Consider the following 14,518-nt stretch of genomic DNA (forward strand, 5'->3'; position numbering starts at 1 on the left):
CCCCTGCCTTTAACGGTGGGGTTTTTTCTTTCTATCTTTAAACTGATTATAGTATAAGACAACTAGCTTGCTACTAATTAGATTCTTAATAAGTCACTTATGCGCCAATACATTTTGAATACTTTAAAGATCGCTTTCATTTGCTGTATTTCCTGTTATACTATTCAGGCTCAACATACTCATGACGGACTACATCATTGGGAAATTCCTAGCAAAGACCCCGACCGGATCATCTTGACCTTTCACGGTGACCCCAGCTCCAAAAGAGCCGTTACCTGGAGGACAGATTCCACGGTTAACCGATCAGTAGCCCAAATTGCGGAGGCTACAGTTAATTCTGGTTTCACCAAAGAGGCTATAACGGTTGAAGCTCAAACAGAACCATTCGATCTGGGTCGATACAAAGGAAATGCATCGCTCATGGTTAATTATCACAGCGTCACCTTTGAGGAGCTAACTCCAGATACCATCTATGTATACCGGGTTGGGGATGGTATGGATCATTGGTCGGAGTGGATTCAATTTCGCACGGCCAAAGAAACTACTGAAGCTACACAGTTTGTCTATTTTGGCGATGCACAAAACGATGTTCTGGCCCACTGGTCCAGAGTGATCAGAATGGCCTATCAGACGGCGCCAGACGCCTCTTTTGTGGTTCATGCCGGTGATCTTATCAATAACGCACATCGTGACTATGAATGGGCAGAATGGTACAAGGCCGGTGGTTTTATTCACAGCCAGTGGACCGCCATTCCAGTTGTTGGAAATCATGAGTTCCGACCAACAGCAGAAGGTGAACCGAGGAAATTGGCACTTCAATGGAGACCCCAGTTTACCCTCCCTGTAGAACAGTCATTGGACTCCACCCTCCACGAAACAGTGTATACTGTAGATTATCAAGGTGTTCGCATTATCGTTCTCAATTCAAACGATAAGCTAGAGGAACAAACCGAGTACATTGAGGATCAGCTGAAGAGCTCAAAAGCCCAGTGGAACATAATCACCTGCCATCATTCGGTATTCTCGCCCGCCAAAGGAAGAGATTTCCAATTTGCCAGAGAATTCTGGAAGCCGCTTTTTGATAAATATAATGTCGATCTGGTCCTAAACGGGCACGATCATACCTATGCCAGGGGACATGTTCCTGTACGCAGCGCAGACAGCACACTGACCGGTGATATTAAAACAGTTTACGTAACATCGGTTAGCGGGCCGAAGCAATATCAGTTGGACGAGGAACAAATGAAAGCCTATGCTTCCGATGGTTATCAGAGGGATCAAGCAGCTGAACAAACTCAGTTCTTTCAGGTAATCACCATAGATGAAGGTAAGCTGACCTATGTCGCCTATACAGCATTAGGAGAAGAATACGATCGAGCGGTCATCGATAAAGATTTGAAGACTGGAAAGAAGAAACTCATCCAAGCCGATAAATAACAACCAGCTGAAGATATTCATAAATCACTATTAAGCCCAGTGATTATCCCTAATCAGAATAGGAGTAGAAGCCGTCATCTGGTTATTGCTTTCCGAAAACTCAATATCAATCCTCCCTAGATTTATTCCAGCCCAACCAACCTGGTTAATGGTGGTTGTAAAACCTTCTGCATTGGTCAGGATCAAGGGGTCATCCATAAAAGTATGTGTATGACCGCCCAGGATAATATCGATCTCGCTCACTTGCTGTGCTAACACCTTGTCGGAGGGTCGGTCCGGCTGGTCGTATTGATAGCCTAGATGGGATAGACACACGATCAGATCGCAACCCTGCGTTTTAAGCTCCTGCACCATCTCTCTGGCCACCGCAATGGGATCTTGATATACGGTCTTACCGTACATAGCCGAGCTAACCAACGCTTGCAGCCTAATTCCAAGTCCAAAGACACCCACCTTAATTCCACCTTTATCAAATACCTGATAGGGCTTGATCATGCCGTTCAATTGGGTCTTTGAAAAATCGTAATTGGCACTGAGGTGTGGAAAGTTGGCGTATTGCATGGCATACTTCAAGCCGTCAAGACCATTGTCAAATTCGTGGTTACCGATGGTTGTCGCATCATAGCCCATGGTACTCATCAGTTTGAGCTCCAGTTCTCCACCAAACATATTGTAATAAGGTGTTCCCTGGAAAACATCTCCCGCGTCCAATAACATCAGTTGATCAACCTCCTTCCGTATCCTTTGAATGGTTCCTGCGCGAGCGGTCATTCCCCCCAGGCCTTTATAGCGTCCTTCGCCAAAGGCTTCAATATGGGAGTGCATGTCGTTGGTATGTAAAATGGTTAGGCTTTTTCCGGTTATGCCCGGTCTACAACCTGTCAACAAATAGGGGGGTAGGGCCACTGAAGCTGAGGCGGTCAAGGATCGGATGATAAACTGTCTTCGTCTCATGATTTGTTCACTATTACGGCATCTTCTATACTGGCTTGTACATATTCTCCACGCTCTGTCCGCTCCCTAATTTCCTTCTCGATCAAATACCGAACCTTGACTGGTTCGACTTGGTGTCGATTGAGGCCTTGCAACATATCGAATCCGCCTCCGCCGTTGGCCAAGTAATCGCTAATGGATAGAACATAGATTCGATTCTGGTCGATAGGCTCTCCATTGATCAAAACATTCGCAACACCCTGGTTGGTGACGGTAAAACTTGCTGGCCAGATCATGCTGCGGCCAGATTCTCCGATATGTTCTATCACATCAGTCAAAACGGAACCCGGAACGTCCAAGAGCAAGACTTCGTTTTCAAATGGCATCACCTGGTAAACTTCACCAAGTGTAATATCTCCCTTATTGATAGGTGCTCTCAATCCGCCGCGGTGATTCATAATGGAGACATCAATTTTTCGATCAAAAACCTGTTCGGATTGTTCCAGACAAAGTCGGGTGACAAATAGCCCTAAGGTGGATTCATAACCCCCATTGGTGGTGAGGTCGTGTGCCGCAAATCCAATGACTTCATCCATGATGACCTCCATGCGGTCTTTGTAGGGCGCTATGATGGAATCGATGGTTTGTTCTCCTTGTATATCGGAGGTTATCTCTATTCCCGAGACGGAAATATTCGGCTTCTCTTGTTGTGGATCAACACAAGAAGAGAGTTGAACAATCAATAATAGGACCGGTAGAACGGTACGCCAAAATCTGTTTTTGGACATCTTAAAATGACTCAATTTACTGAGTAGGGAAGATAAGTCATAATCATGAGTTGTTTTTAAAAATTACATGATTCATGTCAAACTTTTCAATTTATAACACACTATTTAGACTGCAATACACTCAATATCAGAATAAAATGTACCTTTAAACCTGAATTAGTAACTAAAACTGATTGATGCCCCAAATGAAAATCAGCAAGATACTTTCTCCGTGGTTTTTTAATTACTCCTCTTCTTGGAAGGCTATTCAGGTAGTTATACTACTTCCCTTAATTACACTTTGTTGCACCATTACCGATTCACTTCAGGCCCAGAATGTAGAGCATGAAACGGAGTTGAATTTAGAGCGAAATGAATGGATCAGCCAAACGGTTTCCAAGCTGGAAGCGATTGATCCAGAGCTTATAACCTCTTCTGTCAACCTTCTGACAAGACCAGATGATGGGGAATTCTACAATACCATAGATTTGACCAAAGATAGCCTGATCAAACTACCATCCGGAGACTGGATCTACGTAATTATCCACTCCGGTCACGATAATAAGCTTATCGGCGACCTATCCATAGCTCGCGATCAGTCTGGTCAAGTCTATTTCAACCAGGGGCATGTTTGCGGCGAAATTCGATACAAGGCACATACCCAATCTCCTATAACGAGCAGTGAAGAATTTTTTCTGCATTTAAAAGATTCTTCTGATAAACTGTCCTGGAAGAAATTGGATCATGATGAACTCATATCGGCAGGCCATACACACGACTGATTTGTATGCTTTTGGACGAATTACTGCTCCCTTCATTGGGACAGGGCATTTCATTCTAAACTTGAAGAAGTTAGCTCGCCAAGCTGTCTGTAGACATAAGCGAAGCAGAGCAAAAGCTGGCCGGAGTGAAGATGGATGGACTGTAGCATTCGAAATGAAATTACCGGAAGATTGGGAGGCCTACTATTATCAATTTAACTGGTGGGGGACACGACATCCTTTACAGGGTCAAAAAGGGATATTGATGAAGTACCCCAGTTTCTTTCAGCTGATCACTGATTAAGCTGGCACAATGGTTATGGTGAAAGTTAGCTTAATGGATCACGGTGTCATATTCATCCAAAAGGGGAAATATTCCGATGTAATTCAGGCACTTAGACAGTGGATCGAACTTTACACGGATGCTTTGGAGCAAGGGGATACCTTCACACTCTACCAAGCCGATAAACAGCTCACCGTTATCCAGTTGAACCAGGAAATGGATAACGAACACTTCAACTACCTGGTGAACTACCTCACTTATCCGGAAGGTTTAGAAGATCGGTTTGAGGTCAACGGCTACACCCGTATCGTGGACAAGAGTCTTTTTCCAGGGCAGCAGCTCGGTGATATTGTTCAGATTTATGTCCCTCAAGACGACACCGAGTTCGACATAATTCATGGAATAGTGCAGTCTCGCAAGACATTCAAGATCGATTTTGGAGGGAAGTCTGAAGTAGTGCATTCAGAGAAGTCGTTTTCGGCGCCAAATTCAAGCTATTGTAATTTTCCTTCTGAGACCATAGACGTTAAAAAAAGGAACATTGAACAAAAGCGAAGTTATAGTACGCTGCAAAAATTCAACCGCCGCTTCAACATCATCACACCGATCTATCTAGCCGGAATTGGAATATCCGGGTATTTCACCTATGGGTCTGAATCCTTCCTGAACGTGGTCAAAGTGGCTTCCTTTGGGATGTTCTTTTGGGTCATATTGGAACATGACCGCTTACGATTGCAGCGTGCTTATCTGAAACTTCTGGCCATGTCCATCACTCTGGCCGTGATGGGGTACTATGCGTCAATGGACCATTCTTTCAATGTTTGGTTGAGAGCGACCCGTATGGGTTTGTGCTTTTTGATCTTATATCCCATACTACGATTCCTTTATAAGGCCATGTACAAGCGTGAGCCGGAACTAGACAAACATTCAGAACATTTTGCAGATAAGGTCTATTCCCTGATCATCATGATGGGGGCTGTGGCCGCGAGTCTTTTAATTTGATATTTATCCGGAATAAACCAGAAGATTATCGATCTTTAGGTTGGAATCTCAATTCAACACACATGAAAACCCTTAAATCCATATTCGCATTAGTTAGCCTTATTTGTCTAGTTAGTTGTAGCTCGTCAAAACAAACCACAGTTCTGGATGACGATTACAAGTTAACAACAGTGGAATATCAGGCGGAGGACAATAGCATTGAAGACCTACTAAACTCATATAGCGACAAATCGAAATTTAAAAAGGGACAATCATTGAAAGAGTCCACCTTTATCCAAGAGCGGGAGCGAATAGCGAAATTGATCCGGGAAAATAAAGATCCCAATTTTTCGATCGATCAAGTCAGTTTTGAGGTTGACACCACCTCGACCAAGAATAAATTCTCGGTGACGGCTGTTGTTAAGGAGTGATAAATGCCCTGAATGGAAAAACCTACAACAGGACTAAATAGAACATTGAGCAGGATTTTGATCTGGTTGCCATCATTGGCGCTGTTACTGTTCTATGTTCCGAACGCTTTGGATAAGCTGATCAACCACGACCAAACCGGAAAAATTGTCGAGAGCAGTGCGGTTATGATTACGGCCGGTGTTTTTATCCTAATTGGGACAGCCCTTTTCCTGTACCATAGAACGATACTTATCGGCACCTCCATGTTGGTGCTTTATATGACACCTATCGTGTTAATCCATCTGTATAAAGGAAAACCAGCTGAGATCGTCATGCTGATCCTGATCGCCACCATATTTGCTGCCTATATTCGGAGGCCGCAATTATTTTCAAGGGATAATTAGCTGGTGGGATACTCTAAGAGAAGTTAATGGATTACACGGACGTGTGATCCTGATTCGGTTCAATTTTGCGATTAGTAAACCAGGTGGCTATCGCCAACTGAACACCATGAATTTTTTAATCATTTCAATTTTAATTATTAAAGAATTTTTATGGTTATTATTCTATTTAACGTTATTGGTTTTGACCTATAATCTGAATCGATACTGCAGTCCTCCAATGAATTGGGTTCGTTCACCAAGGAAGCCAAATTCGGCACGGACCATCAAATTCTTATTGAACTGATATTGTCCTCCAACGACCATATTCCACAAATTTTTCTGTCTCTTGTCTATATTATATTGTACAGACGAATCGGCGATTCGTTGACCTGCGTCTTCCAGTCTGAAAAGGAAATTATTGGCTGCGCCGAGGATAGTTGTTGCAGCCTCATACTTAGGTCTGTTAACTACCTGTTGAGGTGGGCTTAGCGCATTGAACCAGTCATCCAACTCCTGTTGTTTGGTGACTACGGCCTGCATACCGTCATCTATTTTCTCTTGTAGGCTGCCATCAAAATCAAAGATCTCACTAAATGGCAGTGAGCCTGAGGTTTCATTTTTTATATCCACTCTAAATGCCCCTACCCAAACAGCTATATTCTGGTCTGGTCTTCTAAAATGGAAAGTCTTCCCTATCCTTGGACCAAAAACAAAAGTGTATACCGGGTCTTCCAACTCATTGATATCGCTCCAGGAAAAGTTCATATCTAACGCAATCCAGCCACCGGCGACACCTATAGTTGGGGTGAGACCAAATCCGACCGTACTGCCCTCAAATTCAACTTTAGTGGAAAAATCAAAGATATCCTCAAATCCATCTTGATTGGGGAGTGTGAGCACCGCATCTATAGCCGTACTGGAATTTGTCCTGGCCAAGACGCCGTAGACATTCAAAAAAGGGAAAACCCAAATATCTGGCCTGAAATTGATCACAGTGGAAGTAGCAACGGCCGAAGGAAATCGGATAAACTCATCTAATTCGATTAACTCGCCATTATTAAATCCTACCTGTAAATTTTGTACCAATATTTCTGATTCTTGCGTCACATAATTAATACCAAGACCTGCCGAATAAGGAATGTCAAATCCTTTTTCGATGACCTTTTTGCCCCAAATAGGCAGCAAATATGGATAGGGTTCGTCCGCAATACTATCTACTAGCTCTATGCGCTCTTCACTGACCACCTTATCTGAAAACACTTGGCCATAGAGGTAGGTTGAAAAAAAGAATACGGCAGTAAAAAAAGTGATTGTAGATTTTGCTTTCATATAGATTCTCGTTAATTGGGTTGCTAATCAAAATTTACTTAACCGATTTAACCCGTATTTATCTGAAAATGAAGGTAAAGAGGCTACAAGGCTTTTTGAAAACAATTAGCCCAATAGCACGTATCTTTCGATAAAACTATCCTCTGCTTAGATAAGTGGGATTCTGTTCATTTTCTGCAAACACTGGAGTGTTTGGGCGCTCCATCACAATTCCTCTCCCAATAACTTTCCAAAATAGACTGACCAGGTTTGGTATTTAAGGTATCATAAGGTAAAAATGATCCTTTGAGACTGAATCGAATGGTTGTTTCCTAAAGGCCAAAGCATGTAAAACAAATACCTGCAGTATCAACGCATAAAAGCCAGTGCGAATTGCGGGAAATACGTATTTACTCGCTCCTAGAAATTACTAACTTAGCTAGACTAACAAAGCAAACGGCAGTGCACTTGCCCTGCCTCTGCCCCAATTTTCCGGCACAGCCGGAATCGACCTAGGCAAGTGCCTGAGTGGCACCGAGTTTTTATACAAAACCGTTACCCAACATTTGATTGATACTTATGACAAAAAAAGATTTCTTCCGAATAGTCATTAAAATTTTTGGACTGTATGCACTACTCCTATCGGTATTGACTTACTTACCTTCCAGTCTGAGTTTTATTCTGCCAGATATAGGAGCTACAGAAATATTATTAATTGCTGGTATACTAGTTTTGATCCTACTTCTGTACGTGTTCTTAATTCGAAAGACAGACATGATTATCAATCTACTCCAACTCGATAAGGGCTACGACGACGACACAATAGTTTTAGGCAATTTCGATAGCCTTAAAATTGTCAAATTCGCATTGATTATTATTGGCGGAATGATGTTACTAGATTACGTTCCAGACTTCCTTCGGTATTCGTTCTTAGCATTTAAAAGTGAGGTTTCAGCAAATGGTCTTGATGAATTTGAAAGAATGAGCTATGGGAGCTCTATTGATTATTTTAACTGGGCGCTATCAGGGGTGAATATTGTGATCGGCTATTTAATGCTCTCAAACTATTCTAAAATTGGAAAGTGGCTTACAAGAGATGATAAAACGTTGGGTAACAACGCATAAAAGCCATACTAGGTGTGGTAAGAATCAAAGCGAGATCAGGTGAAGAGAAAAACCAACATTAACTAACAAAACAAGCGCAAGAACTTGCCTCGCCTTAGGGCCTATTTTTGGCTCCGCCAAAACCCAGCGCCAGGCAAGTAATAGAGCCGTGCGGCTCTTATACGAAGCCCTTGTAATGAATTCATAAGAATTATGCCAGTAGATGGAACATATGGACGATTAGGGGCGCACAAACAGCGCATGAAAGACATGCGTTCTAAGCGTAAAGAAAAAACCGAAAATTCAAGTCGAAAATCTCGGTTTTCTGATCCCGAGACTCTCGGGACAAAAGACATTGATCCTGTCAAATTGGAGCAAATCAAAAAGGAGATTCGTGAAAAGGCTAGGAGAAGTAAAAAGCGAGATCAAATCTTTACGGCGATAATGATTTTTTTCACGATTCTATCCGTTGTTTTATTCACTAATTGGATTTTGAGTTTGTAAACGCATTACAACAACGGCTATAATTGCTGACGCCAGTTCGCACTTCGTGCTCGTGCCAGTGGGCTATTGTTCTGGACCGATAATTGATCAAGAGAAAACTAATAACATCGTAAAACAAACAACAACGCAATACACCGGCCCACCGAAATCGAGTTTACAAGATTCATGAGTTCCAATAGAAATTTCACGAATAAGTCATAGCCGGAACTGTTGTGCACTATTTAATAAAAATCGTTATGCTGAATTATAAATAGAAATGAAATTAACAAATGAACAGTTTACAGAAGCTGGATTTATATTTGAAAAAGCGAACGGTAATTCCCACTCTGATTACGAAAAACAAATAATTGCAGAATCGGAATTGACCAAATTCAAACCGGCTGAATTGGAGCAAATTATTGTTGACGGATTGAATTCTGGGATTTATAAAAACGAAGACGAACGAGTTAGCGGATATTGGAGTTTGTCAAAAATTGGAAATCGGACTTTGATTGCGGAATATAAAAAATGGTTGCGGACTGAATTGCAAAATGAAAATGGAATTGCAGTATTTCAAATATTAATTGGACTCGACCGACTTGAGGAACCTGCATTTAATGAAAACCGAACTGGACGTGGAGTTCACGAAACTGAATTGAATTTAAAGGACGCAAAACTATATTTACAAAAATGACCTTTGAAGATTTTAGAAATGATATAGAAGCAAAACTCAATTCGATTGCGGATTTTGAATTGCAAGAATATCATTATGAACCTTATAGTTTCGGAAATGGAATACTAGCATACCGAATTAAAGGACAAATTCACAAGTTCATTTTCGATGGACGGGAGAACGAAATGACATGGTTTTCAAGCAAACCCCATCAAAAATATTTTGGTGCGGACTTTAAAATGTTAATGAGAAATAACGGACTTGAATTAACCTCGGACGAATTAAAAAATGGAATAAAAAACAGTGCACAACAACGGCAATAATTGCTGACGCCAGTTCGCACTTCGTGCTCGTGCCAGTGGCTTATTGTTCTGGACCAATAATTGCTCAATTGAAAACTAATAAGAACGTAAAACAAACAACAACGCAAAAACCTGGCTCACTGGCCTTGGCCAAACTCCGGCGCTTAACGTTCGCCGGGCCCTATGGCCCACCGAGGTCATAGCCAAACCGTTGTAACGCATTTCTAAGAATGTTTTTCAAAAGAAAAAGAATTGTTCAAATTGATAAAGAGAAGTATGAAATCATACTTTCAAATATGGTAGTCCTTCTGAAGAAAAGTCCCAATACATTTCAAGCTAATTGGGTAGAACAGATTATTCATGCCTTAAAAAAAGATGACCAAGAGGAGTTCATGGATAAATTGATTAGTGCTGAGATGTGGGGTGGATCCGGATCAGTATGGGAAGTTGGAGGGTTTTATGATGGAGAAGATTACAAACAATTCGCGATTCAGATTGTTAAGCTAGTTGATCTTCTGAAGGAAAGCGGGATTAGATCAAAAGCCGCAAGGTCCGCCGGCCGAGTATTAAAAAAGATGAACAATATTTAAAACGGGTTACAACAACGCATATTCCGTGAAGAGGAAGGTCTGGTAGACCTTCAGATGAGCGGACCTTGCGAAGCAATCCATAAGTGCCGTTCGACTCTTATAAATAACCGTTGTACTCAATTAAAATGAAATGGGAATATTCTCTAAAAAACCTAAGATGGATTCAAGGCAGAAATTCCTTGAAATTATTAGAAAGGAATACTCGAATTTAACTCTCGATCAAATTAAGGAGGAACTACTTGATGCTGTTTCTATTGGTGTTACTGATTACTATTATAAACAGTATCAACGATTTCGAAAGCAGTATCCAAAGTCAATTAAGAGATATTCATCTTTTCATCTGAAAGACTTAGACCATCCGACCACACATGAATTGATAATAAAAATACTTAAGGAAAAAGTTGGGGCTGAATATAAAGAGCCAGCGACTAAATTCTTGAATATGACTCTAGATGAATTCAAGGATTTTGAAAAGAAACGAGAGGAGTTTTATAACATGTTTTAAATAAAAACTGAGTACAACAACAGCTAAAATACATGCCCAACCAACCTACCGTTGCAAGGCATTTTGGCCGGAAAGTTGTTCGTAATTAGAGAAATGAACGAAATTTCCATAGACCGATTTGAGAACAAACCAGGATTTACTTCTGATTTAGCTGATTTTGACAATTCTAAAATGGAATTGCATATTCGTGCGGATGTAAAGAATCGAAAACTCTTAAGTGAACTGAATATTGAAAAACTTTGGTTAATTGGTGCAAAAGAAAAAGACATCGAACAGATTTTTTCTCTTCATCAACCAAAGTATGTCAGTCTTTATCAATTACTCGCAAAGGATTTAAGTTGTTTAGAAAACCTGAATAAGTGCGAAACTCTAATAACTGAATGGAATACTAAAGCAACTGAACTTTGGAATATCGAATCTAACCCGAACTTGAGAAAATTGGCAATTAGAGATTATTCCAAAATTTCGGACTTGTCAGAATTGGAAAGAGCAACTCAATTAAAAAGTCTGTCTTTAGATGGCGGTTTGAATAAAGAACTAAAAGTTGACAGCTTAAAACCACTAGCGAACCTGACACAGTTGGAATATTTGAGATTGACAAGCATAAAAGTTGTAGATGAATCTCTCGATCCAATTTCACATTTGAGAAATTTAAAAACGCTTGAACTTTCCAATCAATTTCCGACACAGGAATATGCTAAACTTTCAGTTAAACTGACTCAAACTGAATGTTCAATGTTTCGACCTTATCAAGAAGTTGAAATAAAAGATGAAAATGGAAATTTAATTTATGACAGAATGATCACTGGAAAAAGAAAACCATTTCTATTATCGGCAAAAGACCAGGCTCGGATTGAGAAATACGAAAAGGAATTTGAAAAACTAAAAAATAACTACGCACAACACCGTGTATAGTGCATACCCTGCAGGATAAGTACCACATACTAAGCGTTAGACACCGTACTTAGAAATTGAACGACAAACAAAACATCTTTAATAAGATTGATGAGGCGATTCAACTAAGACCCCTTGAACTGGAGCCTGATTTGGCAGACTTAACGGATTATCCAGGGGTTCCCAACTGGCATGATTATGAATCAAAAATTTGGGAAATCGGAGAAGACATAAGACAAATTCATTTATCAAATAATAAATTGAGAAGGGATACTGAAATTAACTCCTGGATTGCAGATTTTTGTCTGGACAATAGATCCAAGCGAGGTCGTCAATCATTTCTCAGCTGTTTGGAAAATGTTCATGCTAAGGGTCAGGCTGAAAAGGTTGCTTTACTCGTAAAGGATCCTTATGTGGATGGACAAGCAATAAGCTGTTTACTTAAAATGAGAGTGCCAGGGTACGGTAACCTCATTGCGTTTCACTTAGGGAATGATACAACTTGGATTAAGAATCTGGCCAAAAAATATATTGAGCGTTACGGCGTCTAACAATGCATATTCCGTGAAGAGGAAGGTCTGGTAGACCTTCTGATGAGCGGACCTTGCGAAGCAAGCCATACTCAGTGGGGGAAGAACCGTAGCCAATCAAACTGTGATAGGATAATTCAATGATAGATTCTGAAGATTACAAAAACTATGTAGATAAAACCTTTCAGTTCTTAAGAACCGAATTCAGTATGGAGTTAGGTAAGCAAAACTTCAATGGTAATGTCTTCTATGATATCGAATACAAAGACAAAGACAAAATTATTTCTATGTCATTAGAAACAATTGAGAATTATTTTCAGGTAATAATTTTCAAATTGGTCAAGGGTAAAATGCCCGATTATGATGATAAAGCCAAAACTCTTCACCTAAGCAATTTGAGCAATAAGATCTTTAAGACGCTTACAAAACAGGATTTCAAGGAGAATAAAATATATTTTCAAAGCATTGAAGCAAAAAACAAAACCGAAAGAATGATTCTGAAATCAGCAATGGACTTAAGGTTATGTTTAAGGAATTATTCATTTAAAGACGAAACCGAAAAAAAGTTACCTTGGAAGTTTTGGAAATAACAAAGACTGGACACAACAAAGCATATTCCGGGAAGAGGAAGGTCTGGTAGACCTTCTGATCAGTGGACTTTGTTAAGCTAGCCATACTTCAACTTATTCCTTTGATCGGTTTTTTTTGTTGCTGTAAGAACTTAGAGTTAGCCAGGTTTACATGGACGTGTGATCCTGAGTGTAGTCGAGGTTGCAAATAGGACCGAGGGATTATAAAATGTCCGGTGGACATTTTACCCGAGGGGCCAGCTTGTTGCGGGGGCAATTAAAGTGGTTATTTCGCTTCACACTTCACGCAGGGTTACTCGCTACGCTCGTGATCCTGAGTGCGATCAAGGTTGCAAATAATAAACCACGTGGCTGTCGCCACCATGTTCTTTTCTAGTCGCCAATTTCAAAACCAGTTTTGAATTGTCTCCAAAAAAAGAACCACGCCGAATGGCGTGGTTTATTGAGTGTCGTGATCGCGCCAGGATTCGAACCTGGGACCGTCTGCTTAGAAGGCAGATGCTCTATCCAGCTGAGCTACGCGACCATTTGGGTTTCTATAGCGGGTGCAAATATAATTGCATTTTATCAGAAGACCAGCATATCCTTAAAATATTCGGATCAATGATACTGATATTATGATTCGATTGCATTTCGGTAGAAGTGTGCTTTCTACCTTGGGGCATTAATCCCCACCCGGTACAATTTAGCAGTTTTGATAGGTCGGTACAAGAGCTTGCCATTAACTTGTCCGGTATCTGAGAATTTCAAGTCCAAATTCTTGAAAAGCCAACTAGCTTCCCTCTTCACTGCTCACTCTTCACCTAGGATTACATGCTCCACATGTGATCTTGAATAGGGGAGTTTCCCGACTCACGATTCACCATTCACTATTCACTCAGGATTACGCCTACGGCGTGATCCTGAATAGGGGAGTAACACGACTCACGATTCACGATTCACCACTCACTCAGGATTACGCCTTCGGCGTGATCCTGATAGGGGAGTTTCCCGACTCAAGATTCACGATTCACCACTCACTCAGGATTACGCCTTCGGCGTGATCCTGATAGGGGAGTTTCCCGACTCAAGATTCACCAGTCACTAATCACTCAGGATTACTCGCTTCGCTCGTGATCCAGAATAGGGGAGTTTCCCGACTCACGATTCACCATTCACCATTCACTCAGGATTACTCGCTTCGCTCGTGATCCTGAATAGGGGAGTAACACGAGAAAAACCAGCAAGGCTGCGCCTTGCTCTGATTTTTTGCCTTTATCCCCTTACACAAGCGAGCTTGTGACGGGTCTAAAAACAAAAAACCAGCCACATCTGTGACTGGTTTTTCTCGGTCGGGGTGGCAGGATTCGAACCTGCGACCTCCTGCTCCCAAAGCAGGCGCGATAACCGGGCTACGCTACACCCCGAGTAAATTATAAAGAGAGCGGAGAGACTGGGATTCGAACCCAGGCAACGGTTGCCCGTTGACAGATTAGCAATCTGCTCCATTACCACTCTGGCACCTCTCCTTTGATCGTTAAAGAACGTTCTGCTTAATAGCGGATGCAAATGTAAAATTTCGATTGATTATAGCCAAACAATTA

18 protein-coding genes and 3 tRNA genes are annotated in these 14,518 nt (G+C 41.1%); 15 read left to right on the top strand and 6 right to left on the bottom strand.

The window, feature by feature from the left end; genetic code table 11:
* Nucleotides 1-99: 99 nt before the first annotated feature.
* Entirely contained in the window at nucleotides 100-1,437 is a 1,338-nt protein-coding gene (locus BST85_RS05035) for a purple acid phosphatase family protein (RefSeq protein ID WP_104812255.1), read from the top strand.
* Between the two features lie 30 nt (nucleotides 1,438-1,467).
* On the opposite strand, the gene BST85_RS05040 is transcribed toward BST85_RS05035, so the two are convergent.
* Together BST85_RS05040 and BST85_RS05045 are read right to left on the bottom strand one after the other, a co-directional pair.
* Nucleotides 1,468-2,391: a bifunctional metallophosphatase/5'-nucleotidase gene (locus BST85_RS05040; protein WP_104812256.1), complete on the bottom strand. Its 924-nt coding sequence runs from the start codon at nucleotides 2,389-2,391 to the stop codon at nucleotides 1,468-1,470.
* The gene (locus BST85_RS05045; RefSeq protein WP_104812257.1) at nucleotides 2,388-3,158 is read right to left on the bottom strand and encodes a 5'-nucleotidase C-terminal domain-containing protein; all 771 of its coding nucleotides are present in this window, start codon (nucleotides 3,156-3,158) and stop codon (nucleotides 2,388-2,390) included. Before BST85_RS05045 ends, BST85_RS05040 begins: the two co-directional genes overlap by 4 nt.
* A gap of 185 nt (nucleotides 3,159-3,343) precedes the next feature.
* On the opposite strand from BST85_RS05045, the gene BST85_RS05050 reads away from it, so the two are divergent.
* The 5 genes from BST85_RS05050 (at nucleotide 3,344) to BST85_RS05070 (ending at nucleotide 5,977) form a co-directional block, all read left to right on the top strand.
* Nucleotides 3,344-3,919, top strand: coding sequence for a hypothetical protein (locus BST85_RS05050; RefSeq protein WP_181039960.1), 576 nt, complete (start codon nucleotides 3,344-3,346; stop codon nucleotides 3,917-3,919).
* Nucleotides 3,882-4,202, top strand: coding sequence for a hypothetical protein (locus BST85_RS05055; protein WP_104812259.1), 321 nt, complete (start codon nucleotides 3,882-3,884; stop codon nucleotides 4,200-4,202). Before BST85_RS05050 ends, BST85_RS05055 begins: the two co-directional genes overlap by 38 nt.
* A gap of 33 nt (nucleotides 4,203-4,235) precedes the next feature.
* Complete coding sequence (locus tag BST85_RS05060; RefSeq protein ID WP_181039961.1) at nucleotides 4,236-5,183, top strand: hypothetical protein; 948 nt, start codon at nucleotides 4,236-4,238, stop codon at nucleotides 5,181-5,183.
* A 62-nt stretch (nucleotides 5,184-5,245) separates the two neighbouring features.
* A complete protein-coding gene (locus BST85_RS05065) occupies nucleotides 5,246-5,593 on the top strand; it encodes a hypothetical protein (RefSeq protein ID WP_104812261.1) in 348 nt (115 codons plus the stop codon).
* 12 nt (nucleotides 5,594-5,605) lie between these two features.
* Nucleotides 5,606-5,977 (top strand): hypothetical protein, encoded by a 372-nt coding sequence (locus BST85_RS05070; RefSeq protein ID WP_245917639.1) that lies wholly within the window; start codon nucleotides 5,606-5,608, stop codon nucleotides 5,975-5,977.
* A 186-nt stretch (nucleotides 5,978-6,163) separates the two neighbouring features.
* On the opposite strand, the gene BST85_RS05075 is transcribed toward BST85_RS05070, so the two are convergent.
* Nucleotides 6,164-7,285 (bottom strand): hypothetical protein, encoded by a 1,122-nt coding sequence (locus BST85_RS05075; RefSeq protein ID WP_104812263.1) that lies wholly within the window; start codon nucleotides 7,283-7,285, stop codon nucleotides 6,164-6,166.
* A 753-nt stretch (nucleotides 7,286-8,038) separates the two neighbouring features.
* Here BST85_RS05075 and BST85_RS14225 point away from each other — a divergent pair.
* The 9 genes from BST85_RS14225 to BST85_RS05120 all read left to right on the top strand — a co-directional run bounded on the left by BST85_RS14225 (nucleotide 8,039) and on the right by BST85_RS05120 (nucleotide 12,935).
* A complete protein-coding gene (locus tag BST85_RS14225; RefSeq protein ID WP_146090656.1) occupies nucleotides 8,039-8,389 on the top strand; it encodes a hypothetical protein in 351 nt (116 codons plus the stop codon).
* Between the two features lie 192 nt (nucleotides 8,390-8,581).
* Nucleotides 8,582-8,872 carry a hypothetical protein gene (locus tag BST85_RS05085; RefSeq protein ID WP_104812265.1) on the top strand — a complete coding sequence of 97 codons (291 nt, stop codon included), beginning with the start codon at nucleotides 8,582-8,584 and terminating at the stop codon, nucleotides 8,870-8,872.
* A gap of 256 nt (nucleotides 8,873-9,128) precedes the next feature.
* On the top strand, nucleotides 9,129-9,545 hold the full coding sequence (locus BST85_RS05090; RefSeq protein ID WP_104812266.1) for a hypothetical protein: 417 nt from the start codon (nucleotides 9,129-9,131) through the stop codon (nucleotides 9,543-9,545).
* The gene (locus BST85_RS05095) at nucleotides 9,542-9,847 is read left to right on the top strand and encodes a hypothetical protein (protein ID WP_104812267.1); all 306 of its coding nucleotides are present in this window, start codon (nucleotides 9,542-9,544) and stop codon (nucleotides 9,845-9,847) included. The genes BST85_RS05090 and BST85_RS05095 overlap by 4 nt, the downstream gene beginning before the upstream one ends.
* Nucleotides 9,848-10,056: 209 nt before the next feature.
* Complete coding sequence (locus BST85_RS05100) at nucleotides 10,057-10,416, top strand: hypothetical protein (RefSeq protein WP_104812268.1); 360 nt, start codon at nucleotides 10,057-10,059, stop codon at nucleotides 10,414-10,416.
* 130 nt (nucleotides 10,417-10,546) lie between these two features.
* Entirely contained in the window at nucleotides 10,547-10,921 is a 375-nt protein-coding gene (locus tag BST85_RS05105) for a hypothetical protein (protein ID WP_104812269.1), read from the top strand.
* Nucleotides 10,922-11,014: 93 nt separating this feature from the next.
* Entirely contained in the window at nucleotides 11,015-11,836 is an 822-nt protein-coding gene (locus BST85_RS05110; RefSeq protein ID WP_104812270.1) for a leucine-rich repeat domain-containing protein, read from the top strand.
* 56 nt (nucleotides 11,837-11,892) lie between these two features.
* Nucleotides 11,893-12,366, top strand: coding sequence for a hypothetical protein (locus tag BST85_RS05115; RefSeq protein ID WP_104812271.1), 474 nt, complete (start codon nucleotides 11,893-11,895; stop codon nucleotides 12,364-12,366).
* A 188-nt stretch (nucleotides 12,367-12,554) separates the two neighbouring features.
* On the top strand, nucleotides 12,555-12,935 hold the full coding sequence (locus BST85_RS05120; RefSeq protein WP_146090657.1) for a hypothetical protein: 381 nt from the start codon (nucleotides 12,555-12,557) through the stop codon (nucleotides 12,933-12,935).
* Between the two features lie 452 nt (nucleotides 12,936-13,387).
* On the opposite strand, the gene BST85_RS05125 is transcribed toward BST85_RS05120, so the two are convergent.
* The 3 genes from BST85_RS05125 to BST85_RS05135 all read right to left on the bottom strand — a co-directional run bounded on the left by BST85_RS05125 (nucleotide 13,388) and on the right by BST85_RS05135 (nucleotide 14,443).
* Nucleotides 13,388-13,461: transfer RNA gene (locus tag BST85_RS05125), tRNA-Arg, on the bottom strand.
* A gap of 805 nt (nucleotides 13,462-14,266) precedes the next feature.
* A tRNA-Pro gene (locus BST85_RS05130) sits at nucleotides 14,267-14,341 on the bottom strand.
* Nucleotides 14,342-14,359: 18 nt separating this feature from the next.
* A tRNA-Ser gene (locus tag BST85_RS05135) sits at nucleotides 14,360-14,443 on the bottom strand.
* Between the last annotated feature and the right edge of the window lie 75 nt (nucleotides 14,444-14,518).

The sequence above is a fragment of the Aureitalea marina genome (assembly GCF_002943755.1).
Taxonomy (GTDB): Bacteria; Bacteroidota; Bacteroidia; order Flavobacteriales; family Flavobacteriaceae; genus Aureitalea; species Aureitalea marina.

Bases quoted from the DNA above. Each gene is read 5' to 3' on its own strand.
- BST85_RS05035 (WP_104812255.1), top strand. From the start codon at position 100: ATGCGCCAATACATTTTGAATACTTTAAAGATCGCTTTCATTTGCTGT.
- BST85_RS05040 (WP_104812256.1), bottom strand. From the start codon at position 2,391: ATGAGACGAAGACAGTTTATCATCCGATCCTTGACCGCCTCAGCTTCA.
- BST85_RS05045 (WP_104812257.1), bottom strand. From the start codon at position 3,158: ATGTCCAAAAACAGATTTTGGCGTACCGTTCTACCGGTCCTATTATTG.
- BST85_RS05050 (WP_181039960.1), top strand. From the start codon at position 3,344: ATGAAAATCAGCAAGATACTTTCTCCGTGGTTTTTTAATTACTCCTCT.
- BST85_RS05055 (WP_104812259.1), top strand. From the start codon at position 3,882: ATGATGAACTCATATCGGCAGGCCATACACACGACTGATTTGTATGCT.
- BST85_RS05060 (WP_181039961.1), top strand. From the start codon at position 4,236: ATGGATCACGGTGTCATATTCATCCAAAAGGGGAAATATTCCGATGTA.
- BST85_RS05065 (WP_104812261.1), top strand. From the start codon at position 5,246: ATGAAAACCCTTAAATCCATATTCGCATTAGTTAGCCTTATTTGTCTA.
- BST85_RS05070 (WP_245917639.1), top strand. From the start codon at position 5,606: ATGGAAAAACCTACAACAGGACTAAATAGAACATTGAGCAGGATTTTG.
- BST85_RS05075 (WP_104812263.1), bottom strand. From the start codon at position 7,285: ATGAAAGCAAAATCTACAATCACTTTTTTTACTGCCGTATTCTTTTTT.
- BST85_RS14225 (WP_146090656.1), top strand. From the start codon at position 8,039: ATGATTATCAATCTACTCCAACTCGATAAGGGCTACGACGACGACACA.
- BST85_RS05085 (WP_104812265.1), top strand. From the start codon at position 8,582: ATGCCAGTAGATGGAACATATGGACGATTAGGGGCGCACAAACAGCGC.
- BST85_RS05090 (WP_104812266.1), top strand. From the start codon at position 9,129: ATGAAATTAACAAATGAACAGTTTACAGAAGCTGGATTTATATTTGAA.
- BST85_RS05095 (WP_104812267.1), top strand. From the start codon at position 9,542: ATGACCTTTGAAGATTTTAGAAATGATATAGAAGCAAAACTCAATTCG.
- BST85_RS05100 (WP_104812268.1), top strand. From the start codon at position 10,057: ATGTTTTTCAAAAGAAAAAGAATTGTTCAAATTGATAAAGAGAAGTAT.
- BST85_RS05105 (WP_104812269.1), top strand. From the start codon at position 10,547: ATGGGAATATTCTCTAAAAAACCTAAGATGGATTCAAGGCAGAAATTC.
- BST85_RS05110 (WP_104812270.1), top strand. From the start codon at position 11,015: ATGAACGAAATTTCCATAGACCGATTTGAGAACAAACCAGGATTTACT.
- BST85_RS05120 (WP_146090657.1), top strand. From the start codon at position 12,555: ATGGAGTTAGGTAAGCAAAACTTCAATGGTAATGTCTTCTATGATATC.